The sequence below is a fragment of the Saccharothrix sp. NRRL B-16348 genome, assembly GCF_001280085.1.
Lineage (GTDB): Bacteria > Actinomycetota > Actinomycetes > Mycobacteriales > Pseudonocardiaceae > Actinosynnema.
This window is the reverse complement of record NZ_LGED01000196.1, coordinates 166,037-190,612: the sequence shown is the minus strand read 5'-3', so window position 1 is coordinate 190,612 and position 24,576 is coordinate 166,037. Positions and strand designations below refer to the sequence as shown.

The window sequence follows — 24,576 nt, the reverse complement described above, 5'->3', positions numbered from 1 at the left end:
TCGCTCAGGTAATTCGATTTACCATCTCGGCCAACACCGCTTCCCCGAGCAGAGACGCAGGGCAGCCCATGACAAGACGGTTGATGACCGCTGTGCTGACCGCCGTGACGCTCGTCGTCGCCACGAGCCCCGTCCTGGCGGCTCCGGCGACCGAGCCGCACCGGCCGCGGTTCCACTTCACCCCGGAGCGGAACTGGATGAACGACCCGAACGGTCTCGTCCACCACAAGGGCGAGTACCACCTCTTCTACCAGCACAACCCCAACGGGAACTCGTGGGGCGACATGTCGTGGGGCCACGCGGTCAGCCGCGATCTCGTGCACTGGCAGGAACTTCCCGTCGCGATCGCCCCACGACGACGAGGAGATGGTGTTCTCCGGCAGCGCGGTCGTCGACCACGCCAACACCTCGGGCTTCGGCACCCCCGACGAGCCCGCGATGGTCGCCGTCTACACCAGCGCGCCCAAGTCCGGCGGCAGGCAGGCGCAGTCGCTGGCCTACAGCACCGACCGCGGTCGGACGTGGACCAAGTACGCGGGCAACCCCGTCCTGGACATCGGGTCCGCCGAGTTCCGCGACCCCAAGGTGCGGTGGCACGAGCCCACCAAGAGCTGGCTGATGGTCGTGGCCCTGGCCGCGGAGCGCAAGATCCGGTTCTACTCCTCCAAGGACCTCAAGTCGTGGGAGGAGCTCAGCGACTTCGGGCCGGCGGGCGCGGTCGGCGGCGTGTGGGAGTGCCCGGACCTGTTCCCGCTGCCCGTGGACGGTGACCCGGCCAAGACCAAGTGGGTGCTGGTGGTCAGCATCAACCCCGGCGGCATCGCGGGCGGTTCGGCCGCGCAGTACTTCGTCGGCGACTTCGACGGCACCCGCTTCACCGCCGACGACGACGGCAGCTACACCCCGCCCGCCGGCGTGGCCGTCGAGGACTTCGAGTCCGCCTACGGCCGGTGGACGACCACCGGCGACGCGTTCGGCGACGCACCGGCCACCGGCCCGTTGGAGGGGCAGCTCCCCGTGGGCGGCGTCGAGGGAACGGGCTACGCCAGCAGCTTCCACGGCGGCGACCGCGCCACCGGCACCCTCACCTCGCCGCCGTTCACGGTGGACCGGCCGTACCTCAACTTCAAGGTCGGCGGCGGCAGGCACCCGCACGACCCGGCGGCCGTGACCGGCGACGTCCCTGCGCCGGCGGGCGAGGTCCTGGCCGACTTCGAGAACGGCGACTACGGCACGTGGACCGTCACGGGCGAGGCGTTCGGCGACGCGCCCGCGACCGGCACGCTCCCCGGCCAGCAACCGGTGTCGGGGTGGCAGGGCGGCGGCCTGGTCAACACCTTCCTGCGGGGTGACGCCACGGTCGGCACCCTGACCTCGCCGGAGTTCACCCTTTCCGCGCCGTACCTGAACTTCCTCATCGGCGGCGGCAACCACCCGGCCGACTCCGAAGCGCCCACCGCCGCGCGGCTGGTCGTGGACGGCGAGGTCGTGCGCGGCGCCACCGGCAAGGACTCCGAGGCGCTCAACTGGGCGTCCTGGGACGTCCGCGACCTGGCCGGTCGGCGGGCGCGCTTCGAGGTCGTAGACGAGCACACCGGCGGCTGGGGGCACGTCCTGGTCGACCACGTGGTGCTCGCCGACGCGCCGGCCAAGCCGCGTTCCACCGAGACGTCGGTCAACCTCGTGGTGGGCGGCGAGGTCGTGCGGTCGGCCACCGGCGCGGACAGCGAGACCCTGGACTGGGCGTCCTTCGACCTCCGGGAGCACCTCGGCCAGGAGGCGCGGATCTCCGTGGTGGACATGAACACCGCGGGCTGGGGACACGTGATGGTCGACCGGTTCACGCTCGCCGACGCGCCTGCCAAGTCCACTGTGGAGCGAGCGGACTGGGTCGATCACGGCAAGGACTACTACGCGCCGGTGTCGTGGGAGAACGCGCCGGACGGCAAGCGCTACACGATCGGGTGGATGAGCAACTGGCAGTACGCCGGCAACGTCCCGACCTCGCCGTGGCGTGGCGCGGCGAGCGTCCCCCGGCAGGTGGGGCTGCGCACCGTCGGCGGCGAGGTGAGGCTCGTCCAGGAACCGGTGCACGCCCTCGACCGCCTCCACCGCGGGCGGCCGTTCGTCCTGCACGGCAGCACCGTCCGCGAAGGCTCGCGATCACTCGGCGAGCACGCGGCAGGTCAGGCGCTGGACATCGAGGCGACCTTCGCCCTCCGCGACGCCGAGCGGTTCGGCCTCAAGGTGCTGGGCGGTGCGGGCCAGGAGACGGTGATCGGCTACGACACCACGACCGGGGAGCTGTACGTGGACCGCACCCGGTCCGGGCGCACCGACTTCAGCACCGAGTTCCCCGCCGTGCAACGCGCGCCGCTGGCCGCGGTGGACGGGAAGGTGACGTTCCGGGCCCTGGTGGACCGGTCGTCGGTCGAGGTCTTCGGTGGCGTGGGCGAGGCCGTGATCACCAGCCTGGTCTTCCCCGACCCGGCCGGCGACGCGGTCGAGGTCTTCGCCAAGGGCGGCCGAGCCCGGATCGACCGCCTCACCGTCCGGGACATGGGCGCCTACCGGCGTTGACCACTCGCGGCGGTAGGCGCCCGCCCGGGCTCCTACCGCCGCGGCCACTCTCGCTCCGACCAGGGAACACGACATGATCATCGTTGGTGGCGAGGCACTCGTCGACCTCGTGCCCGACCACGCCGGCGGCTACCGCCCCCTCCCGGGTGGCAGCCCCGCCAACACCGCCGTCGGCCTCGGCAGGCTCGGCGCCCCGACCGCGCTGCTCGCCCGGCTGGCCGACGACCGCCTCGGCGCCCTGCTGCGCACGCACCTGGAGAACTCGAACGTCGGCTTGGCCTACGCGGTGCGCTCCACGTCCCCGACCACGCTCGCCGTCGTGGACGTCGACCGGGACGGCGCGGCCGACTACTCGTTCTACGTCGACGGCTGCGCGGACGGCGGCTGGCGGGTCGCCGACCTGCCGACCGAGCTGCCACCGGACGCGGCACTGCACGTCGGCGGCTCCTTCGCGCTCGCGGTCGAACCGATGGCCGCGGCGTTCGACACCCTGCTGTCCCGGGAACGCGGACGCCGCCTGATCACCTTCGACCCCAACATCCGCCCGTCCCTCGTCGACGACGACGCCACCGTGCGGGCCCGGCTGCGCCGGTGGCTCGGCATGGCGGACGTGGTCAAGGTCAGCGCCGACGACCTGGAGTGGATCGCACCGGGCCGCTCCCCCGCCGACGTGGCGGCGGAGTGGCACGAGCTGGGACCGGCGCTGGTCGTGGTCACCCGCGGAGCGGACGGCGTCTACGCCTCCGGGCCGGCGGGCGGGCTCCGGCTCCCCGGTGTGCCCGTCGACGTCGCCGACACCGTGGGCGCGGGGGACGCCTTCACGGCCGGGCTGCTGGCCGCGCTCGACCGCGCCGACCAGCTGACCCGGACCGCCGTGGCGACGTTGATCGGAGCCGAGCTGGCCGCCGTCCTCGACTACGCCCAACGCGTCGCGGCCATCACCTGCACGCGTCCGGGCGCGGACCCGCCGTGGTTCGACGAACTGCTCCTCGCCGAGACCACCCTCGCCTGACCCGCGCTCGCGGCCGACGGCGGACCCCGCCGTTGTGGGAAGATCGAGTCCCGTGACGACACCAACGCCACCCGCCGCGGTCATCGACGTGGCCCGCCTGCCCGAGGACGTCGTCGCGCTCATCGACGCCCTCGGGCCGGGCGAGAGCCTGGTCATCACGCGGGACGGCGTCCCGATCGCGGCGGTCTCCGGCGCGGCGCGCGTGGACGCCGGGCCGGGACCGGCGGTGCACGACGTGACCGTGGTCGCCACCGCGATGACGCTGTCGAGGTCGGCCCGGGCGTCGCTGTCCGCCGCGCTCGGCGGGGACTACATCGTGCTCGACCTGCACGCGGCACCGGCCACGGCCGACGTGCTGCTGGTGCCGCCGAGCAGCCCGCAGCTCATCGGGCTTCTCCGGGAGAAGTTCCCGAAAGCCCGCGTGATCGTCACCGAGGTCGAGGACAACGGCCTCGGGGTCAGCTACCGCGGTCCGGTCCGGCGGATGCTGGACGCGGGCGCCGACGACTACCTGCCGTCGACCACCATCCGGCGCCTGGCCCGGCAGCTCGACCACAACCTCACCCGGCACCGCGAACTCTCCGCCGGCGCCACGACGAGGGTTGAGATCGACTCCCCCGCGAGCGAGCCGGACCTGCCGTGACGATCACCGCCGTGCTGCCCCACCGGGAGAGGATCGCGCCACCACGACGTCTTGAGCCGTCGGAACGCCGGACGTCCGGCCGACTCACACCCCGGCGGCGGGCCGGGGACGCCAGCGCTTCCACAGCGCGGTGGCCTCGGCGCGCGTCTTGCCGTCCCACACGAGCGACACGTCCACGGTCATCTGCGCCTCGGACGCTTCCCGCACCGTGGCCCGCAGCTCCACCTGGTCGGTCAGCGGCGACGGCCGCAGGTAGCGCACGTCCAGACCGGCGGTCACATAGGACAGTGCGGCGTCACCGAGCGGCTCCCACCCCCGCGTCTCGGCTTCGAGCATCACGGCGGCGGCGCTGTGGCAGTCGAGGACGGTGCAGATGATGCCGCCGTTGAGGAAGCCGAGGCCGTTGTCGTGCTCGGGCCACGGCGTGAACGCCGCGGTCACCAGCCCGTCGCCCGCGGGGTAGCTGCGCAGTCGCAGCCCTTTGGGGTTGGCGTGGCCGCAGCCGAAGCACGGCAGCGCGGGGTACAGACGCTCCTGGATGCTGGTCACGGTGTCCACAGTAGGCGAGGCATCCGGTGCGACCGGCGGGCCGCACGTCGTCCACAAAGGACGTCGGATCCCACGGCGCGAGGTCCCGCCCGGCGGGACACGGTGTCGACGTCCGCGGATCGCGGCATTGCCGCGCGGACGCCGCACCGGACCGGTATTAGTGCTGAATACGACGGTGCACGAGGAAAGGTTGTCCTCGTCTTTGTTTCGTTACCATGACGAGGGTCACCTGCCTTTACGCTTGCCCCCTGCTACCTTCCGTCGCCATGAGAGTGATCAACAAAAGAATGATCGTGACCGCGCTGGTCATCGCCGCCGGCCTCACCCCGTTAGCCGCTCCGGCGGCCGGTGCCGCGCCTACCGGCGCCTCCGTCACCGAGGCTTACGCCAACCCGGCCGCCACCGCGCGCTTCGACTGGAAACTGCAGAACCGAATCCGCCGGGCGAACGCCTACGCGGAAAGCCGTCCCGGTTTCGCCGGAATCGTGGTGCGCGACCGGAAGACCGGCGCCGTCTGGCGCAATGCCCACTCGAACACGCTCGTCTGGGCCTGCTCCACGCCCAAGCTCGCCATGGTCGTGGACCTCCTGCTGCGCGACGACGCCGGCGCCATCAGCCTCACCGCGGAAGACCGCGACCTGATGCACCGCATGCTGAACTCCAGCGACGACGCCGCGGCGCACACGCTGTGGACCCGCTACGGCGGCGAGCAGGAGTTCGCGGCCCGCTTCCCGTCCTACGGGATGACCGACATGCGGTTCACCGACGAGCACCCGCACCACTGGGGTTGGATCCTCACCACGGCCGACGACCTCGACCGGCTGATCAACTTCGTGCTGACCGAGCTGCCGCCCGCCCACCGCGACTACATCGTCGACGAGATGCGCTCGGTCGACGTCAACCAGCAGTGGGGTGTGTGGGGAGCGGGCGCCGCCGCCCGTCCCGGCAACAAGAACGGCTGGTCCGACGACAACGACGACGGTTCGTGGCTGATGAACTCGGTGGGCTTCGTCGGTCCCGGCGAGCGCTACACCCTCTCCATCATGAACAACACCCAGGTGGTCGAGAACGGTTTCGACGTGGGCATGGAAACCACGACGGGAATCAGCCGGATCATGTTCGACGGTTACTTCGGCTGAGCACGTGCCTCGGGGGTCGACCCACCGTTCCCGCGCGACGCCCGCGGGAACGGTGTCGACGTTTCCCGACGGACGCACCACCCTCAGAACGGGAAGCGCGCGGACTGGTCGGGCCGCGGCCGGACGAAGATCGACTCGTCGTCGTCCGGGTCGTAGAACACGTCGACCACGCCACCGACCACCGGCGCGGCGAACATCGACGTGACCACGGTGGTCACGGCGGTGCGCGGGCCGGCGGTTCCGGGGTAGGAGACGCGCACCCGGAACCGCGGGTTCCCCGATCCCCAGTCGTAGGTGAACTCGACGTGGTCGATCCGCCCGGTGACCCGCCAACCCCGGTGTTCGAGGTCGGGAGAAGGCACCTCCGGCTTCGCGGTCCTCGCCTTCCGCGCCGCGTGCACCAGCAGCGCACCGACCACCACCGTGAACTCCGCGAACACGCCGGGCAGCAGGTACGGCTCGTAGTAGACGACCCAGTCGACCAGTGCCCACGGTTCCGCCGGCCGCCCGTCGGACACCGGCAGTCGCTCACCGATCGCCTCGGGAGCCGTCCAGGACGGCGCCGCGAGGGCCGTGCCGGCCGCCAGGCCGAGGACCGTGGCGAAACCGCCGACGCCGACCCCCGAGACGGGCCACCCGGGGCCGCTGAAATCGTTCCACCGCAGGGCGAACCCGAGCATGGACGCGATCGTGACGAAGACGCTGAAGATCATCACCAGCGATACCGCCGGGCCACCCTCGTCCCAGGCGCCGACCCGGTTGAGGGACATCAGCCGGAACCCGTCGAGGATGCCGAGCGAGCCGGACCACCCCGCTACCGCCCAGCTCACCGCGGTCGGCACGCTGAGCAGCCACGCCTTGCGGCGTGCCTCGCGCTCCCGCTGGGGGTCGTCCGGCAGGCCCAGGGCGGCCGACCACAGCTTCCCGTAGGGGAACACGAGACCTCCTCGTTCGACGTCCTCGGACGGCCGGTCGATCAGTCGACGAGACCGAACACCCCGACGTTGGCCGGGTCGGCGGGGTCGATCCGGGCCTCGTGCTTGGTGCCCGGGGTGTACTGCGAGAACGCCATCGTGGGCACCAGGTGCGTGATCGTGGTCCGGTAGGTCGTGCCGTCCACGCGGGTGACGTCGATCGCCGAGGTGTACTGGAGCTGGCCGGCGACCGCCGCCCCGGTCGGGTCGAGCGTGCGGATGACGGCGGTGGCGGGTTCGCCGGACTCGTGGAGCCTGCGCAGGTTCCGGCCGTACGCGTTGACCTCGCGCTGCTGGCCCAGCTGCTCCTCGCCGGGCAGCGCGAGGAACGCGGCCATCGCCGGGTCGTCCGTCATCGTGCCGAACGCGTGCGACACCATGCCGAGCGTCGGCAGCTGCGGCCGGATGTCGTGGCCCTCCGCGGCGGCTTCCCGCTGGAACTGCGCCGCGTGCTGCTGGAAGTCCTGCTCGGCGCGCGCCGTCGCCTGCTGCGTGGCCGCGTTGATCTGGTCGCGAATCTTCTTGAACACGGTGTCCTGCCTCCCGAGCCGCTGACGTGGTGATCACATCGTGTGGCGGGCGAGGGCCCTACCGGTCCCAGGTTCGGCGGTTGCGGAAGCCGAACGTCCGCAACCGCGGTTAGCCTGCCGCGCATGACCGACGACACCTCGCTCCGCGCACCGAGGGCCGGGGCGCCGGGGCCGATCACCGAGGGGCAGGTGCGGGTCGTCCCCGCCAACGAGGCGTCGTGGGACGACCTGCGGGACGTGTTCGGCGCCTCCGAACCAGGGCAGTGCCGGTGCCAGCGGCTGAAGGTCGCCGGCTGGTTCTGGCGCGACACCACCCAGGAGGAGCGCAACGCGATGCTGCGCGAGCAGACCGCGTGCGACACGCCGGACGCCGAGGCCACCAGCGGTCTGGTGGCCTACGTCGACGGCGAGCCGGCGGGCTGGGTCGCCGTCGAGCCGCGCACGGCGTACCCGAAGCTGCGCACGTCCCGCATCCCGTGGAAGGGGCGCGACGAGGACAAGGACGACGCCACCACCTGGGCGGTGACATGCTTCGTGGTCCGGAAGGGCTTCCGGGGCCGCGGTCTGACCTACCTGCTGGCCCGCGCGGCGGTCGACTTCGCCCGCGCCCGCGGCGCCCGCGCGCTGGAGGCCTACGCGATGATCACCGAACCGGGCCGGGACGTGATCTGGGGCGAGCTGCGCGTCGGCGCCCGCCAGGTGTTCGAGGAGGCCGGGTTCACGCAGGTCAGCCACCCGACCCTGCGCCGGGTGGTGATGCGGTGCGACTTCGAGCGCTGACCGGTGTCCGCTCGACCGTGCTTGCCTTGGTTCAGGTGGTGTTGACGGTGACGTCGTGGCGCCGGTGTCCTCGACGGCGGTCAGCCGCAGGGTCACCGAGGTGCCCGCGTAGGCCGACACCTCGACCGCTCGATCGAACGAGGTCACCAGCAGGCGCCTGTCCCACATCGACCGGATGACGTCCCTGGAGACACCCGGTGGGTCGTGGCCGAAGCCGATGACCATGCCCGCGGGGCTGAGCCGAGACCATCCACCCGGCGATCGGGCGACATCAGCCATCAGGCCGCCGGCGGGGAGCCTGTCCGGCCCTCCGCTCTTCGAGCACCCCGACGAAGGCCGTGGCGACGAGGGCCACCGCGTGGTCGTCGTCGTGGGCCAGTCGGCGCAGGACGCCCTCCGCGGTGGTCCCCGACAGCTCGACCAGCGCCTGGGTCAGGCGGATCCGGATCGCGGAGTCCGCCGTGGGCGCGGCGAGCGCGGCGACCAGCGCGGTCGTGATCCGGTCCGCGCTCCCCGGGTCTTGGGACAGCGTGCCCAGGACTTCCGCCGCGTCGACGTCGTTGAAGCCGTCGACCACCATGCCGACGAGCGCCGGCACGGCCTCGGTGGAGCCACGCCTGCCCAACGCCAGCGCGGCGTGACCGCGCACGGTCGGGTCCGGGTCGCCGAGCGCGTCCGCCAGCACCTCGGTCGGGACCTCGGGCAGCTCGGCGATCGCCTGCACGGCGCGCCGCCGGACCTCGACGTCCTCCGCGCGCACGCCGGCTGCCAGCGTCGCCAGGCCGTCGCCGCCGGAGCGGGCGAGCGCCCAGCGCAGGGCGCCCGCGACGTGGGGGTCGGCCTCGGCCAGGACCGCCTTGGCCAGCAGCTCGGCGGGCACCGGCTCGCCATCCGGCCGGGTCAGGACGGCCTGCTGCCTGCGGGCGGCGCTGGTCGAGTCGAGCCCCTGCATGAGGTCGACCACGCGCAGGACGTCCTGCCAGCCGGCGGGCGCCGACGCGTCGATCGCGCGGAGCCGTTCGAGCAGCTCCCGGTCGCGCGCCAACCGGTCCTCCGTCCACCGGATGAGGTCGCTGACCAGGGCGGACGGCGGGTAGGCCCGGTCTTCCAGCACGCGCCCGATCTGCTTGAGCGAGAGCCCGAGGGACCGCAGGCCCTCGACCTGGAAGATCCGGCGGACGTCCTCGGCGGAGTACTCGCGGTAACCGCCGACGGTGCGACCGGTCGGGCGCACCAGCCCGAGGGCGTCGTAGTGCCGGAGCATCCGGGTGCTCAACCCCGAGCGCCGGGCCACTTCGCCGATCAGCACGGTGTGGTCTCCACCTCGTTCGCGGCCTCGGCCGACTCGGCGGGCTCGGTCCGAGCGGCCACGGTCGACTGGGCGGGTTCGGTCTGAGCGGTCTCGGCCGGTTCCGCGATCTCGGCGGCGGCGGCTCGCTCCAGGCCGAGCGCGACGAGTCGCGTCGCCTCGTGGACGGCCGCGTCGAACCCGGTCTCTGGGTCCTGCCGCAGCAGCTCGGTGGCCCGGGCGTGCGCGGCCACCTCCGGGTCGGGGTTCGCCGCCGCCGCCTCCACCGCGGGCTCGATCACGTCGCCGAGGTCCACGAGGGCCCGGCTCAGGCTCAGCCGCACGTCGCGGTCGCCGCGTCCGAACTGCGTGACCAGCGCGTCGACCAAGCCTTCCTTCTCGTCCTCGGGCACGAGGGCGACCGCGACGCGCCACGCCGTCCGCGCTACCTCGTCGTCGGCGTCAAGCAGCATGTCACGGCTGATCCAGGCCCACGTGCTCTTGTCGCCGATCTTGGACAGCGTGTGCAACGCCTGGCTGCGCGCCTGCGTGCGCTCGGCGTCGAGCTCCCGGCGGATCCGGGGCAGGGTGACCTCCGGCGGGAGGCGGGTCAGCGCCCAGGACAGCATGTCCCGCACGAAGAAGTCCGGCTCGACCACGCACCGCTCGACAAGCGTCTCCAGCAGGCCGGGATCGGGGTTCGTGCCCACCGCCAAGGCCGCCTGGAGCCGGACCGACGAGTCGTCGGCGCCCAGGGCGGCGACCATGCGGGCGTGCTGCGGTGTTCCGGTTGTCGTAGTGATCGGGACCACCTCCTGCGCCCAGTGGACACCTTGTCACGATGTCAAGGTCAAGGGAGGCGCGCCTCCGCAACGGGGTGGACGGGGCCAACGTGTACTGCGACGTCGGCACCACGCTCCGTGCACGGATCCCTTCGGCGTGGTCGCGCCGGACGCGGTGATCGGGTCGTGCCGAGGCCGACCTCCGCCCTCGGCAGGACGCGGGCAGCCGGCATCATGCGAGTGCCGATCGGGGCGCGGTCCGGGCGTTGACCTGCGGTCCGTCGATCGAGGCGCGGGTCGACGCCCGCCGGACGAGCCGGGCGCCGCCGCGGGGACCGGGCCTCGCCACCGGACCGGTGGCCGTAGTCTTCCCTGGCCGACCCACTGCACAGCGCGGGGTCGGCCCCGGTAAGAGTGTGGACGCGACCTGAACCAGCACCGCACGCTCGAGGGCACGTACAGAAGGGAATGGCCGGTCGGATGTTCCGCCGTATCGCGATCGTCAACCGAGGAGAAGCCGCGATGCGGCTCATCCACGCGGCCCGGGAGTTGGCCGAGGAGACAGGCACCGCGATCGAGACGATCGCCCTGCACACCGACGTGGACCGCGGTGCCGCGTTCGTCCACGAGGCCGACATCGCCTACGACCTGGGGCCCGCGTCCACCCGCCCCTACCTCGACCTGAAGGTGCTCAAGACGGCGCTGGTGGAGACCGGCGCGGACGCGGCCTGGCCCGGTTGGGGCTTCGTCGCCGAGGACCCGGCGTTCGCCTCCCTCTGCGAGGAGATCGGCGTCACCTTCGTCGGCCCGAGCGCCGAGGCCATGCGCAGGCTCGGTGACAAGATCGGCGCCAAGCTGCTGGCCGAGGAGGTCGGCGTCCCGGTCGCGCCGTGGAGCCGGGGCCCGGTCGAGTCGCTGGACGCGGCCCTGGCCGCCGCGGCGCGCATCGGCTACCCGCTGATGCTGAAGGCCACCGCGGGCGGCGGCGGGCGGGGCATCCGGGTGATCACCAGCGACGCCGACCTGGCCGACGCCTACGAGCGGACCAGCCAGGAGGCCGCGCGGGCGTTCGGCAGCGGTGTCGTGTTCCTCGAACGCCTGGTCACGGGCGCGCGGCACGTCGAGGTGCAGGTCATCGCCGACGGCCAGGGCACGGCGTGGGCGCTGGGCGTGCGCGACTGCTCCGTGCAGCGGCGCAACCAGAAGATCATCGAGGAGTCGGCGTCCCCGGTGCTCGGCGCCGACCAGGCCGCCGACCTCAAGGCTTCCGCCGAACGGCTGGCCAACGCGGTCGACTACCGGGGCGCGGCCACCGTCGAGTTCCTGTACCACCCCGGCGACCGCGCGTTCGCGTTCCTGGAGGTCAACACCCGCCTGCAGGTCGAGCACCCGATCACCGAGTCCACGACCGGGTTCGACCTGGTCAAGGCCCAGCTGTGGGTGGCCTCTGGCAACCGGTTGGAGGGCGAACGGCCGGTCGAGCGCGGGCACGCCGTCGAGGCGCGGCTCAACGCCGAGGACCCCGACCGGGACTTCGCGCCGTCGCCGGGGCGCATCGACCGGCTCTCCCTGCCAGCGGGGCCCGGCATCAGGGTGGACACCGGGGTCCGGGAGGGCGACACCATCCCGGCCGACTTCGACTCCATGATCGCCAAGATCATCGCCCACGGTCGCAACCGGGCCGAGGCGCTGGGCAGGCTGCGCCGGGCCATGGCCGACACCACCGTGGTCATCGACGGCGGCGCGACCAACAAGAGCTTCGTCCTCGACCTGCTCGACCAGCCCGAGGTCGTCGACGGCAGCGCGGACACCGGCTGGATCGACCGGGTCCGGGGCGAGGGCAGGCTCGTCGCGCACCGCCACTCCGCCGCGGCCGTCGCCGCCGCCGCGATCCAGGCGTACGAGGAAGAAGAGGGCGCCGAGCGGCAGCGGCTGCTGTCCACCGCGTTCGGCGGCCGTCCGCAGGTACGCCACGAGCAGGGCCGCAGCCTGGACTTCAAGCTGCGGGGCGTCACGTACCGGGTCCGGGTCACCCGGGTCGGCGCGCAGCGGTTCCGGGTCGGCATCGAGGCGGGCGCCCAGGTCCGCACCGCCGACGTCGAGCTGGAGCGGTTCGACCGGCACACCGGGCAGATCCGCGTCAACGGGACCCGCCACCGCCTGCTCCTGGGCGCCACGGGGCCCGTGGCGCTGGTCGAGGTGGACGGCGTCGCGCACCGGGTCAGCCGGGACGAGGGCGGCGTGCTCCGCTCCCCCGCGCCCGCGCTCGTCGTGGCGACCCCGGTTGGGGTCGGCGACGAGGTGGAGGCGGGCGCGCCGGTGCTCGTGCTGGAGAGCATGAAGATGGAGACGGTGCTGCGCGCGCCGTTCGCCGCCCGGGTGAAGGAATGCGCGGTCACCGTCAACAGCCAGGTGGCGAGCGGCGCCCCGCTGCTGCGGCTGGAACCCCTCGCCGAGAACGACGTCGCCGACACCGCGGCCGACCAGCCGGTCGAGCTGGACCTGGCGCCGCTCCCGGACGCGTCGAACGCCGACCTCGTCCGGCGCGGCGTGCAGGAGCTGCGCGGGCAGCTGCTCGGCTTCGACGTGGACCCGGTCGACGACGGCCGGGTGCTGCGGGACTACCTCGCCGCACGGCGGGAGGCCACCGCGGCGGGTCGTCGGCCGCTGGCCGACGAGGTCGCCCTGCTCACCGCGTTCGCCGACCTGGCCGAGCTGAGCCGCAACCGCCCGGCGGGCGAGGACGCCGGCGTCGGTGGCCACGTGCACAGCGCCCGCGAGTACTTCCACACCTACCTGCAGAGCCTGGACGTGGAGCGCTCCGGCCTGCCGGAGCGGTTCCAGCGCAGGCTCGCCAAGGCGCTCGCCCACTACGGCGTCACCAGCCTGGACCGCACGCCGGAGCTGGAAGCCGCCGTGTTCCGGATCTTCCTCGCCCTGCAGCGGGCCACGGCCGACGCGGGGGTGGTGGCGGCGATCCTGCGGTCGTGGCTGACCGAGGCACCGCCGGACGACGCGCTGCGCGACACCGTCGGGCTCGCCCTGGAACACCTCGTCTCGGCCACCCAGGTGCGGTTCCCCGCGGTCTCCGACCTCGCGCGCGGCGTCGTGTTCGCCTGGCTCGGCCAGCCGCTGCTGCGCCGCAACCGGGCCCGCGCCTACGCCGAGGTCCGCAGGCACGTGCGGTACCTGACCGAGCACCCGGACGCCGTGGACCGCGACGAGCGGGTCGCCCGCATGGTCCGGACGACCGAACCGCTCGTGCGGCTGTTCAGCCAGTACCTGGAGCGCAGCCCGATGGACGACGCGCTGATGCTGGAGGTGCTGACCCGGCGGTACTACGGCAACAACCGCCTGGTCGACGTCCGGACCAGCACGGTCGGCGAGCGCACCCTCGTGATCGCCGAGCGCACCGACTTCACCGTGGTGTCCACCGCGACCGGCCACGACGACCTCGGTGAGGCGCTGCGCGCCCTCGGCACCCTGGCGGCCGGCACGGGCACGCTGGAGGCGGACGTCTACCTGGCGTGGCGCGACCAGCCGGAGGACGCCGCCGAGCTGGCCGCCGCACTGGCCGCCGTGGTCAGCGCGCACCCGCTGCCGGAGCAGGTCCGCAGGCTCACGCTCACCGTCGCGGGCCGCGGCGGCGCGGTCGGGCACCAGCACGTGACGTTCCGCCCGTCCGAGGCCGGGATGGCCGAGGACCGGCTGATCCGGGGCCTGCACCCGTACATCGCCCAGCGGATGCAGCTGGAGCGCCTGCGCGAGTTCGACCTCACGCGGCTGCCCTCGTCGGACGAGGACGTGTACCTGTTCCACTGCGCCGCCCGGGACAACCGGGCGGACGAGCGGATCGTGGCGTTCAGCCAGGTCCGGGACCTGGTGGCGCTGCGCGACCACGACGGCCGCCTCGCGGCGCTGCCGACCGCGGAGAACGCGCTGGCCACCTGCCTGGACTCGATCCGGCGCGCCCAGTCGCGGCGGTCGTCGTCGGCCCGGTTCGACACCAACCGCATCGTGGTCTACGTCTGGCCCGCCAGCGACATCACCCGCGACGAGCTGGAGATGCTGGCGAAGCGGATCCTGCCCACCACGGCGGGCGCGGGCCTGGAGGAGATCGAGTTCATCCTCCGGCAGCGGCTGGAGACCGGTGAGCTGGTGCGGGTCGCGCTGCGGATCTCCTTCGACGCCACCGGGACGCCGGCGCTCACCATCGGCGAGCCGTCCGCCGCGCCGATCCCGCCGCTGGACGGCTACCGGCAGAAGGTGCTGCGGGCGAGCAGCCGCAACACGGTGTACCCGTACGAGATCACCGGCATGATCGGCGAGTTCACCGAGTACGACCTGGACGAGACGCACGCGCTGGTGCCGGTGGACCGCCCGAAGGGGCGCAACACCGCGGCGATGGTCGCGGGCGTGGTCAGCACCCCGACCGAGCGGCACCCGCAGGGCGTCACCCGGGTCGTGCTGCTCGGCGACCCGACCGGCTCCCTCGGCGCGCTGTCCGAGCCGGAGTGCCGCCGGGTGATCGCCGCGCTGGACCTGGCCGAGCGGCTCCGGGTGCCGGTGGAGTGGTACGCGTTGTCCGCCGGCGCCCGGATCTCCATGGAGTCCGGCACCGAGAACATGGACTGGGTGGCCGCCGCGCTCAAGCGGATCGTGGAGTTCACCCAGGGCGGCGGCGAGATCAACATCGTGGTCGCGGGCATCAACGTGGGCGCGCAGCCGTACTGGAACGCCGAAGCCACGATGCTCATGCACACCAAGGGCGTGCTGGTCATGACGCCCGACTCGGCCATGGTGCTCACCGGCAAGCAGTCGCTGGACTACTCCGGCGGCGTGTCGGCGGAGGACAACTTCGGCATCGGCGGGTACGACCGGGTCATGGGCCCGAACGGGCAGGCGCAGTACTGGGCGCCCGACCTGGCCTCGGCGCGTGACCTGCTGATGACCTACTACGACCACACGTACGTCGCGCCGGGTGAGGACGGGCCGCGGCGGGCGCCGACGACCGACCCGCACGACCGCGACGTGACCGGCTACCCGCACCAGGCGCCGGGCAGCGACTTCACCAGCGTCGGGCAGATCTTCTCCGCGCTGGACAACCCGGACCGCAAGAAGCCGTTCGACATCCGGGCCGTCATGCGCGCGCTGTCCGACCAGGACCGCCCGGTGCTGGAGCGCTGGGCGGGCATGGCCGACGCCGAGACGGCGGTCGTGCAGGACGCGCACCTGGGCGGCATCCCGGTCTGCCTGGTGGGCATCGAGTCGCGTCCGGTGGAGCGGCGCGGCTTCCCGCCCACCGACGGCCCGGACACCTACACCGCGGGCACGTTGTTCCCGCGGTCGTCGAAGAAGGTGGCGCGGGCGATCAACGCGGCCAGCGGCAACCGGCCGGTCGTGGTGCTGGCGAACCTGTCCGGGTTCGACGGCTCGCCCGAGTCGATGCGCAAGCTCCAGCTGGAGTACGGCGCGGAGATCGGCCGGGCGGTGGTGAACTTCCGGGGGCCGATCGTGTTCTGCGTGATCTCCCGGTACCACGGCGGCGCGTTCGTGGTGTTCTCCAAGGCGCTGAACCCGAACATGACCGTGCTCGCGGTGGAGGGCTCGTTCGCCTCCGTGCTCGGTGGCGCACCCGCCGCCGCGGTCGTGTTCACGCGCGAGGTCACGGCCCGCACCGCGGCCGACGCCCGGGTCCGCGACCTGGAGGCCAGGAGCGCCGCCGCGACCGGCGCCGACCGGGCCGCGCTGACCGCCGAGCTGGACGAGCTGCGCGCCGCGGTCCGGACCGAGAAGCAGGGCGAGATCGCGCGCGAGTTCGACCGGATCCACAGCATCGAGCGCGCGGTCGAGGTCGGTTCGGTCGACGCCGTCGTGCCGGCCGTCGAGCTGCGGCCGCGGATCATCCAGGCGCTGGAGTCCCGTCCGGCGTAACGGGAACGGCTGACGAGGGGCGGGTGCCGCGGCACCCGCCCCTCGTCGCGTGTCGAGCCACTTCGCCCAGGTCTACTTGCGGGACGAACGTGGTTGCGGTGCGAACTCGGAGACGGACCAGAAGGTCTTGGGGTGCCAGACTTCCCGCGCCTTGTGCTCCAGCAGCAGGAGTCCCGGCACCATCTTCCTCCACCGAAAGCGGTGGGCTGCGCGGGCGTTCATCTTTGCCGCGCGTGGATTCGGGGTGAGGATGAAGCCCCGGTCGCGCAGTGCCCGGGCCGCACCGTCCAGCGCCCGGGTGAGCCGATCGCGATCGGCCGGGGGCAATGCCTCGAACGCCCGGGTGATGCGCTCGGCGTGCTGTTCGGCGTGCTGGTGAACGAGGTCGCGCAGTGCTCGCCTTCGTACGTCCTCGCTGCCGTCGACCTGTTTCGTCAGCTTGGGATCACGCTTGCGCCGACCCCGCCGGACCAGTTCGTGGACGACGCTCACCGCGAGCGCGGCGGCCGTGACGACGACCCAGACGACGTCGACCCCGATGTCCTGGTCGACCCGCCACACCATGAGCGCGATCGTCGGCACGCCCATGGTGATGGGCAGGCCGGCCAGCCCTTTCCCGGGCGGGATGCCCGGCCGCGAAGGGAGCCCGTACAGCATGTCGGCGACGACGCCGAGGGTGAACAGGGCGGACGACAGGATCACCAGGTACTGCCAGACCGATGCCTCGATCTCCGCCGCACCGCCCGATCGCCCGCCGACCGGGAACATGACCGCGAACGCACCGACGACGCCCAAGATGCCGGTCCAGAAGAGGGCCACCCGCGACGGCGGGCGCCGACCGTCCCCGGCACCCGAGTGCCTCTCGTCGTACCGCTCCCTGGAACCCGCGACCGCCTCCGCGAAGTGCTGGAGCTCGTCGTCGATGGTCTGGCGGTAGGAGGGGACCAGGCCGACCACGAGGGCGTCGAGTTCGTGCCGGCGCTTTCGGTAGCGGCGACGGCTCACGGTGGTCGCCCACGTCGCCGCGGCAGTCACGGCTACCTCATCGGGCGCGCTCATCGCCCTACCGTAGACAGAACTCGAACCGGCCCTAAGGAGTTTCATGCGTTTCTCCTCCGGCACCGAAGGAACATCCGCCGCACTGATCAGGCGGCTCACGGCAGCCGCGACCGCCGTCGTCGCCACCCTCGCCCTCACCGGGCCGCCCGCTTCCGCTGAACCGGTGGCACCGGACGACTGCTCGTTGTCGGCCCTGGGGCGGACCGGTCTGCGCGCCGCGGACCCCAGCGTGATCCGCGTCGGCGGCACCTACGTCTCGGCTCAGGTGGGCGGCGGCGGCATCCAGGTCCGCCGGGCGTCGTCCCCGGACGCCCTGGCCGCCGCACCCGCGCGCCTCGTGTGGCGGGACACGCGCAACCTCGGCTCGGTGTGGGCGCCCGAGATCGTCCGGGACGGCGGCCGCTACTACATCTACTTCACCGCGGGCAACGACGCGGCGCACCGCATGTACGCGATCAGCTCGGCCTCGCCGGACACCGGCTACACCGGCGAGGTCGCGCTCGCCCTGCCGGGTGACCGGTGGGCCATCGACGGCGTGCCGGTGACGTTCAACGGTCAGCGCTACTTCATCTGGTCGGGCTGGGAGTGCGCGACCAACGTCGAGCAGAACCTCTACATCGTCCGCATGTCCGGCCCGCTCACGCCGGTCGGCGACCGCTACGTCATCTCGCAGCCGCGCGAGCCGTGGGAACGAGTGGTCGGCAACCCGTTCATCAACGAGGCGCCCGAGGTCATCAAGGACCCCAACGGCCAACTGCACGTGGTGTACTCGGCCAACGGCAGCTGGAGCGAGCAGTACTGCCTGGCCGACCTGCGGCTGCGCGCCGGCGGCGACCCCACGCACGTGTGGGACTGGTACAAGTCCAACGGCTGCCTGTTCGGCTCCAACCGGGCGACCATGATGACCGGCTGGGACCCGACCCTGCACGTCAACGGGCCAGGCCACCACACGTTCGTGCTGCTCGACGGCGACATCGCGACCAGTCCGCCGGCCGGCCCGAAGTTCCCGATGATGTACCACGCGGTGCCCAAGGGCACGCCCTACCACTGGGACAACCGCTACTGGTACACCGGCACGTTCGCCTGGTGGGGCAACACGACCTACCGCCGCGCGAACGTCCCGGGCCCGACCGCGGACACCGGCTGGAGCTTGAAGTTCTTCGAGTAGCGGTCCGGCGGCTCGCCCGGCCCGCGGAGATCGCGGCCCGGCGGTAGCGTGCCGGTGAAGGGCGTCGACGGACGGAGGTTGAGTGCCATGGCCGAGGTCAGCGCGGTGGACGTGCTCCTGGACGGGTTCGGGCGCGTGCGGGAGTCCGTGGAACAGGTGCTGGACGACCTCACCGGACCGCAGCTGACGTACCGGGTGGGTGGCTCGGCCAACTCGATCGCGTGGCTGGTCTGGCACCTGACCAGGGTGCAGGACGACCACGTGGCGGACGTCGCGGACACCGACCAGGTCTGGACCGGCGACGGCTGGGTCGAGCGCTTCGACCTGCCGCTGCCCGCCACCGACACCGGTTACGGCCACGGCGGCGACCAGGTCGCGGCCGTCGACGCGCCCGCCGACCTGCTGCTGGACTACCACCGGGCCGTGCACGACCGGACCGCGGCCTACCTGGAAGGCCTGCGGGCCCGTGACCTGTCCAGGGTGGTGGACGAGTCGTGGGACCCACCCGTGACGCTCGCCGTGCGGCTGCTGAGCGTGGTCGAGGACGACCTCCAGCACGTCGGGCAGGCCGCCTTCGTGCGCGGTGTGCTGCGGACCATGCCGGTGTAGCGGTCGTTGAGCTGGGCGGTGCTGAACACCTGCTCGTAGGCGAAGAACTGGCCGCTGGGGCTGTACTCGTGGCCGGGGTCGCCCGCCGAGGCCGCCGTCGACCTGCTGCGGCGGCGCGTGGGGACCGCCGGTTTGCCGCCGGAGCGGGTGCGGACGCCGTTCAGGCTGGAGGTCCGGGAGAGCGCCGGCGGGTGAGGCGGCGTGCCGCCGACATCGTTGCGCTACAGGGAATTCCACGTCGGGGGGCATGCCGAAGTCACGGCGTCGGCATTCGTTGACACCGCGTCCGGCGCGTCGGCATGATGACGGCCAGCCACGACGGCGGTGTCCGCGGCCAGGGCTGTCAAGATCGACCCGAACGTCTCTTCCTGGGGTGGAAGGCTTCACAGTGATCGACGACAGACCGGTGGACCCTGCGCGCTACTCGACGCATCGCGACTTCTTCGACGCCACCCGGCCCGAGACGCCGTGCCTGCTCCTCGACCTCGACGTCGTCGCCGCCCGGTACCGGGAGCTGCGCGCGGGCCTGCCGGACGCCGCCGTCTACTACGCCGTGAAGGCCAACGGCGACCCGGACCTGTTGCGGCACTTGGTGGAACTCGGCTGCGGCTTCGACGTCGCCAGCGTCGGCGAGCTCGACGCGTGCCTGGCCGCGGGCGCCGATCCGGCGTCGATCTCGTTCGGCAACACGGTGAAGAAGGAGTCGGCGATCCGCCACGCGCACGAGCGCGGCGTCCGGCTCTACTCGATCGACTCGGCGGCGGAACTGGAGAAGGTCGCGCGGGCCGCGCCCGGCGCGGAGGTGTGCTGCCGCTTCATCGTCCGCACGACCGGCGCGCAGTGGCCGATCAGCCGGAAGTTCGGCTGCACCGAGGAGGACGCGGTCACGCTGCTGCGCGACGCGGTGTCCCTCGGGCTCCGGCCGCGCGGCACGACGTTCCACGTCGGGTCGCAGCAGCGGGAGCCGGACAGCTGGGCGACCGGGGTCGCGACCGCCGCGCGCGTCGCGGCCAAGCTGGCCGCCGAGGGGATCGAGCTGGACCTGCTCAACCTCGGCGGCGGGCTGCCGGTCCGCTACGAGGCCACCGTGCCCGCGCTCCAGGACTACTTCACCGCGATCGAGCGGGCCGTCGCGGAGTCCTTCGCGACCCGGCCCGCGCTGATCGTCGAGCCGGGCCGGTACCTGCCCGGCGACGCCGGCATGATCCGGTCCGAGGTCGTGCTGGTGACCGAGCGGGAGCACGGCCTGCGCTGGGTCTACCTCGACGTCGGCCGGTACAACGGCCTGGTCGAGACCGAGGGCGAGGCCATCGCGTTCCCCGTCGTGGCGGTCCGCGCCGACGGCCGGTTCGCCGACGAGGCGGCGCCCGTCGTGCTCGCGGGGCCGACGTGCGACAGCACCGACGTCCTGTACGAGCGCACACCGGTGTCGCTGCCCGTCGACCTGCGGCCGGGCGACCACGTCGACATCCTCGCGACCGGCGCCTACACGACGCCGTACGCGTCCGTCGGGTTCAACGGCTTCCCGCCGCTGCCCAGCCACTGCTTCGGCGCCACCGGCCACTGAGACCGGTGCGCCACAACGGAACTCCGTGGGAGAGGAGCCGCTGATGTCCGATGAGTACACCTGGGCGTTCGACGGGAAGCGCTACCGGATGTACCGCTTCCCGAAGGAAGTCGAGAGCGGCATCAAGGAGCTCAACCGCAGCGACAACTGGCACGCCCTGCTGGCCTGGCTGGAAGACCTCGTGTGGATGGCCTTCTGCACCTGGCTGTGCGTCGGCGTGTCCTACTGGTTCTACCCGTTGGCGGTGCTCGTGATCGGCGCGCGCCAGCGCGGGCTGTCGACCATCCTGCACGACTGCGCGCACGGCATCGGGGCGTCCAACCGCAAGGTGCAGCTGTTCGTCGGCACCGTGCTCACCGCGTACCCGATCTTCCAGCAGCACTACGCGTACAAGATCTCCCACGTCTTCACGCACCACCCGAAGCTGGGCAACCCCGAGGGCGACCCGGACCTGCGGTTCTTCATCGAGCAGCGGGCCTACGAGATGTCCTCGCCGCGCGCGTACGTGCTCCGCACGGTCATCATGCCGTTGTTCGGCACGCAGACGTGGGCCTACCTGAAGTACTTGGTGCGCAACCGGTACCGGCTCCTCAAGCAGGGCCGCGTGCGGTCCGCGGACACACCGCAGACCCCGATCGGCAAGCGCAAGCGGGTGCTCGACCGCGTCGGCTTCTGGGCGTTCTGGACGACCGTCGTCGCGGTGTGCGCGTCGCAGGGCTGGACGCTCGAGCTGCTGCTGTTCTGGGTGGTGCCCTACCTGACCAGCTTCCAGATCCTGGGCTGGTACATCGAGCTGTCCGAGCACACTCCCCTGGTGCGCGACTCCAACGTGGACCTCTACATGACGCGCAACCGCAAGAGCCGCACGTGGGAGAAGTTCCTCACCGGCATCCACAACGACAACTACCACCTGGAGCACCACCTCGACCCGCGCACGCCGTTCTGGAACCTCGGCAAGGCGCGGCGGGTGCGGCTGGCCGACCCGAACTACGCGGCGGTCGACCGCCAGTTGGGCGGCCTGTTCACCAAGGGGCCCGAGGGGCAGCAGAGCGCGATCGGCGCCATCGTGGAGTCGATGACCTACAAGCCGGAGCAGCCGCATGTCGCCGCCTGAACGGCCGCGGTCGGCCAGGAAGGTCTACCGGCGGGTCGAGTCGGGCGTCGTGCACGGCGGCGCCGAGCTGCGCCTGGGCATCACCGACCCGGTGGTGACGCCGATCTTCCAGACCGCGGCGTACGAACTGCCCGACGCGGCCACCGCCGCCGACATCTTCGACCTGCGCGTCGACGGCCACGCCTACACGCGGTTGAACAACCCCACGTGCGACGTGCTCGAAGCCAGGATCGCCGCGGTAGACGACGCCCCGGCGGCCCTGGCCGTCTCCTCCGGGCAGGCGGCGATCACCCTGGCGCTGCTCAACATGTGCCAGGCGGGCGACAACGTGGTCAGCTCCAACGAGCTGTACGGCGGCACGTGGAACCTGCTGGCCAACACGTTCGCCCGGTTCGGCATCGAGACCCGGTTCGTCAGCCCCGACAAGCCGGAGAACTTCGCCGACGCCACCGACTCGCGGACCCGGTGCTACTTCGGCGAGACCCTGCCCAACCCGAAGCTGCGGCTGTTCCCGATCGAGGAGGTCGCCGCGATCGCCGAGGACGTCGGCGTGCCGCTGGTGCTGGACAACACCATGCTGCCGCTGGTGTGCCGCCCGCTGGAGTTCGGCGCGCACATCCTGGTCTACTCGGCGACGAAGTACATCGGCGGCCACGGCAGCGCGCTGGGCGGCCTGATCGTCGACTCCAACCGGTTCGACTGGGCGCGGCACGCCGAGCGGCACCCGCTGCTCACCGAGCCGGACCCGGCGCACGGCAACGTGGTGTGGACCGAGGCGGGCGCGAACCTCGACAGCGCGCTCGGGCGCAGCCCGTTCCTGCTCAAGGCCCGCGAGACGCTGATGCGCGACCTCGGGCCGTGCCTCAGCCCGTTCAACGCGTTCCTGCTGATCCAGGGCATCGAGACGCTCCCGCTGCGGATGCGGGCGCACGGCGAGAACGCCGAAGCGGTGGCGCGGTACCTGGCCGCCCAGCCCTCGGTGGTCGCGGTCCGGCACCCCGGCCTCGGCAACGCCGAGGAGGTGGCGCGGCTGCGGCGGTACACCGGCGGCAACGGCGGTCCGCTGGTGCAGTTCGAGCTGGCGGGCGGGCTCACCGCGGGCACCCGGTTCATCGAGGCGCTGCGGATGATCTCGCACGTGACCAACATCGGCGACGTGCGCTCGATGGCCACCCACCCCGCGTCCACCACGCACGCCCAGGTCCCCGAGCAGGACCGGCTGGCCGCGGGCGTGTCGCCCGGGTCGATCCGGCTGTCCATCGGCCTGGAGCACGTGGACGACCTCATCGCCGACCTGGCGGGCGCGCTGGCGGTGGCCGGGTGACGGGCAAGCCGCTGGTCGCCCTCGCCGCGGCGGCCGAGCAGGTCGGCGGCGTGCGGCACGTGGCGGTGCGCGAGGTGTACGCGCGGGCGTTGGAGCAGGTGTCCGGCTGCGACGTCGTGGTGATCGGCGGGCCGGCGCCCGGTCTGGCGGACGTGGTGGACCGGTTCGACGGCGTGGTGTTCGGCGGCCACGAGAGCAACGTGCTGCCGCGGTGGTACGGCGGCGAACCGGGTCACGGGCCCGCCGACCGCGACCGGGACGAGCTGGCGCTGAGCCTCATCCCCGCCGCGTTGCGCGCCGACGTCCCGGTGCTCGGCATCTGCCGGGGCCTGCAGGAGCTCAACGTCGCGCTGGGCGGCACTTTGCGCGACGTCCCCGGGCACACCGAAGACCTCTCGCTGCCCCGCGACGAGCAGTACCTGCCCGCGCACCCGGTGCGGCTGATCGAGGGCGGCGTCCTGCGCGGGCTGCTCGGCGCGCCGGGCGTCGAGGTCAACTCCTTGCACCACCAGGCGATCGACCGGCTCGCGCCCGGCCTGCGGGTCGAGGCGGTGGCGCCGGACGGCGTGGTGGAGGCGGCCTCGGCCGAGGGTGCGACGTTCTGCCTCGCCGTGCAGTGGCACCCCGAGTGGTACGCGGCGACGGACCCGGTGTCGGTGGCGTTGTTCAGCGGTTTCGGCGCCGCCGCCGCGACCCGTGCGGCGCGGCGCGCGGTGGTCTGACGGTAACCGGCGGTGTCACGCCGCCGGCGCCTCGGCCACGCACAGCAGTCGTGGCGAGAACAGGTCGTAAGGTCGGCCGTCGTAGCCGCCCAGCGTGCGCAGCGGGTCCAGGCCGCCGGCCCGCAGCACGGCGAGCAGTTCGTGCAGGCTGTACATCCGGTAGTCCACCACCACGTGCTCGCGCTCCGCGCCGACCGGCCGGCACGTCCAGCGCAGGCGGCTCGTGCGCGGGTCGAACACGTTCTGGTGCAGGACGACCTCGCCGTCGACCTCCTCGTAGTCGCGGACGACGAACCCGTCGTCGCCCGGCGCGAACTCCGAGGGGAAGAAGTTGCGGACGAACCAGTCCCGGTTGACCACGTCGACGAGCAGCCGCCCGCCGGGCCGCAGCACGCGCGCGATCGCCGCCGCCGAGCGGACGTTGTCCTCGTCGCGGTCGAAGTAGCCGAAGCTGGTGTACATGTTCACGGCCGCGTCGAACGACCCCGCCGGCAGGGCGGTGAGGTCGCGCATGTCGGCCCGCACCGCGTCCACCGCCACGCCCTGCCCGACCGCACGCCGCCGGGTGGCGTCCAGGTAGTCCTCGCTCAGGTCCACGCACGTGACGTGGTGCCCGCGGGCCGCGAGGGACACGGCGTGCCGCCCGGTGCCGCAGGGAACGTCGAGCACGCGGGAGCCCTCCGCCAGACCCAGTTCCCGCTCGATCAGCGCCACCTGATCGGCCGTGGCGTCCGCCGCCTGCTCGTGCAGGCGGAGCAGGCCGCGGTCGCTGTCGAACGCCGTCGCCCACCAACTCGCCACG

General features: G+C 72.5%; 19 protein-coding genes and 1 pseudogene. 13 read left to right on the top strand and 7 right to left on the bottom strand.

The window, feature by feature from the left end; all coding sequences use genetic code 11:
- Positions 1-68: 68 nt before the first annotated feature.
- From ADK67_RS55385 to ADK67_RS19835, 4 genes and pseudogenes are all read left to right on the top strand, one after another.
- A pseudogene (locus ADK67_RS55385) lies at positions 69-828 on the top strand (glycoside hydrolase family 32 protein); the annotation flags it as partial.
- 972 nt (positions 829-1,800) lie between these two features.
- The gene (locus tag ADK67_RS55380; RefSeq protein WP_442974171.1) at positions 1,801-2,580 is read left to right on the top strand and encodes a glycoside hydrolase family 32 protein; all 780 of its coding nucleotides are present in this window, start codon (positions 1,801-1,803) and stop codon (positions 2,578-2,580) included.
- 73 nt (positions 2,581-2,653) lie between these two features.
- The gene (locus tag ADK67_RS19840; RefSeq protein ID WP_053717925.1) at positions 2,654-3,592 is read left to right on the top strand and encodes a carbohydrate kinase family protein; all 939 of its coding nucleotides are present in this window, start codon (positions 2,654-2,656) and stop codon (positions 3,590-3,592) included.
- Positions 3,593-3,644: 52 nt separating this feature from the next.
- Complete coding sequence (locus ADK67_RS19835) at positions 3,645-4,235, top strand: hypothetical protein (RefSeq protein ID WP_053717924.1); 591 nt, start codon at positions 3,645-3,647, stop codon at positions 4,233-4,235.
- 84 nt (positions 4,236-4,319) lie between these two features.
- On the opposite strand, the gene ADK67_RS19830 is transcribed toward ADK67_RS19835, so the two are convergent.
- Positions 4,320-4,784, bottom strand: coding sequence for a PaaI family thioesterase (locus ADK67_RS19830; RefSeq protein WP_231648265.1), 465 nt, complete (start codon positions 4,782-4,784; stop codon positions 4,320-4,322).
- Between the two features lie 266 nt (positions 4,785-5,050).
- Here ADK67_RS19830 and ADK67_RS19825 point away from each other — a divergent pair, with 266 nt between their 5' ends.
- Positions 5,051-5,923: a serine hydrolase gene (locus ADK67_RS19825; RefSeq protein WP_082403611.1), complete on the top strand. Its 873-nt coding sequence runs from the start codon at positions 5,051-5,053 to the stop codon at positions 5,921-5,923.
- A gap of 83 nt (positions 5,924-6,006) precedes the next feature.
- On the opposite strand, the gene ADK67_RS19820 is transcribed toward ADK67_RS19825, so the two are convergent.
- Positions 6,007-6,861 carry a DUF3592 domain-containing protein gene (locus ADK67_RS19820; RefSeq protein WP_231648264.1) on the bottom strand — a complete coding sequence of 285 codons (855 nt, stop codon included), beginning with the start codon at positions 6,859-6,861 and terminating at the stop codon, positions 6,007-6,009.
- A gap of 38 nt (positions 6,862-6,899) precedes the next feature.
- Positions 6,900-7,427 carry a hypothetical protein gene (locus tag ADK67_RS19815; protein ID WP_053717922.1) on the bottom strand — a complete coding sequence of 176 codons (528 nt, stop codon included), beginning with the start codon at positions 7,425-7,427 and terminating at the stop codon, positions 6,900-6,902.
- A 123-nt stretch (positions 7,428-7,550) separates the two neighbouring features.
- On the opposite strand from ADK67_RS19815, the gene ADK67_RS19810 reads away from it, so the two are divergent.
- On the top strand, positions 7,551-8,207 hold the full coding sequence (locus ADK67_RS19810; RefSeq protein ID WP_082403610.1) for a GNAT family N-acetyltransferase: 657 nt from the start codon (positions 7,551-7,553) through the stop codon (positions 8,205-8,207).
- A 271-nt stretch (positions 8,208-8,478) separates the two neighbouring features.
- Here the strand turns inward: ADK67_RS19810 and ADK67_RS19805 are convergent, their stop codons facing one another.
- Entirely contained in the window at positions 8,479-9,516 is a 1,038-nt protein-coding gene (locus tag ADK67_RS19805) for a MerR family transcriptional regulator (protein ID WP_053717921.1), read from the bottom strand.
- Positions 9,510-10,262, bottom strand: a complete 753-nt coding sequence (locus ADK67_RS19800) for a HEAT repeat domain-containing protein (protein WP_053717920.1) — start codon at positions 10,260-10,262, stop codon at positions 9,510-9,512. The genes ADK67_RS19805 and ADK67_RS19800 overlap by 7 nt, the downstream gene beginning before the upstream one ends.
- A gap of 495 nt (positions 10,263-10,757) precedes the next feature.
- Between ADK67_RS19800 and ADK67_RS19795 the strand changes: the two genes are divergently transcribed.
- On the top strand, positions 10,758-16,211 hold the full coding sequence (locus ADK67_RS19795; RefSeq protein ID WP_053717959.1) for an ATP-binding protein: 5,454 nt from the start codon (positions 10,758-10,760) through the stop codon (positions 16,209-16,211).
- Between the two features lie 72 nt (positions 16,212-16,283).
- On the opposite strand, the gene ADK67_RS19790 is transcribed toward ADK67_RS19795, so the two are convergent.
- Positions 16,284-17,396, bottom strand: a complete 1,113-nt coding sequence (locus ADK67_RS19790; RefSeq protein ID WP_197289524.1) for a hypothetical protein — start codon at positions 17,394-17,396, stop codon at positions 16,284-16,286.
- Positions 17,397-17,433: 37 nt separating this feature from the next.
- On the opposite strand from ADK67_RS19790, the gene ADK67_RS19785 reads away from it, so the two are divergent.
- The 6 genes from ADK67_RS19785 (at position 17,434) to ADK67_RS19760 (ending at position 23,774) form a co-directional block, all read left to right on the top strand.
- Complete coding sequence (locus ADK67_RS19785; protein WP_197289523.1) at positions 17,434-18,438, top strand: glycoside hydrolase family 43 protein; 1,005 nt, start codon at positions 17,434-17,436, stop codon at positions 18,436-18,438.
- 87 nt (positions 18,439-18,525) lie between these two features.
- Positions 18,526-19,047, top strand: a complete 522-nt coding sequence (locus tag ADK67_RS19780) for a mycothiol transferase (protein WP_053717917.1) — start codon at positions 18,526-18,528, stop codon at positions 19,045-19,047.
- 406 nt (positions 19,048-19,453) lie between these two features.
- The gene (locus ADK67_RS19775) at positions 19,454-20,614 is read left to right on the top strand and encodes a type III PLP-dependent enzyme (protein ID WP_053717958.1); all 1,161 of its coding nucleotides are present in this window, start codon (positions 19,454-19,456) and stop codon (positions 20,612-20,614) included.
- Positions 20,615-20,657: 43 nt separating this feature from the next.
- Entirely contained in the window at positions 20,658-21,728 is a 1,071-nt protein-coding gene (locus ADK67_RS19770) for a fatty acid desaturase family protein (RefSeq protein WP_053717916.1), read from the top strand.
- Positions 21,715-23,052, top strand: a complete 1,338-nt coding sequence (locus tag ADK67_RS19765; RefSeq protein ID WP_053717915.1) for an O-acetylhomoserine aminocarboxypropyltransferase/cysteine synthase family protein — start codon at positions 21,715-21,717, stop codon at positions 23,050-23,052. Before ADK67_RS19770 ends, ADK67_RS19765 begins: the two co-directional genes overlap by 14 nt.
- Complete coding sequence (locus ADK67_RS19760; RefSeq protein WP_053717914.1) at positions 23,049-23,774, top strand: gamma-glutamyl-gamma-aminobutyrate hydrolase family protein; 726 nt, start codon at positions 23,049-23,051, stop codon at positions 23,772-23,774. Before ADK67_RS19765 ends, ADK67_RS19760 begins: the two co-directional genes overlap by 4 nt.
- Before the next feature lie 15 nt (positions 23,775-23,789).
- Here the strand turns inward: ADK67_RS19760 and ADK67_RS19755 are convergent, their stop codons facing one another.
- Complete coding sequence (locus tag ADK67_RS19755; RefSeq protein WP_053717913.1) at positions 23,790-24,575, bottom strand: class I SAM-dependent methyltransferase; 786 nt, start codon at positions 24,573-24,575, stop codon at positions 23,790-23,792.
- Between the last annotated feature and the right edge of the window lies 1 nt (position 24,576).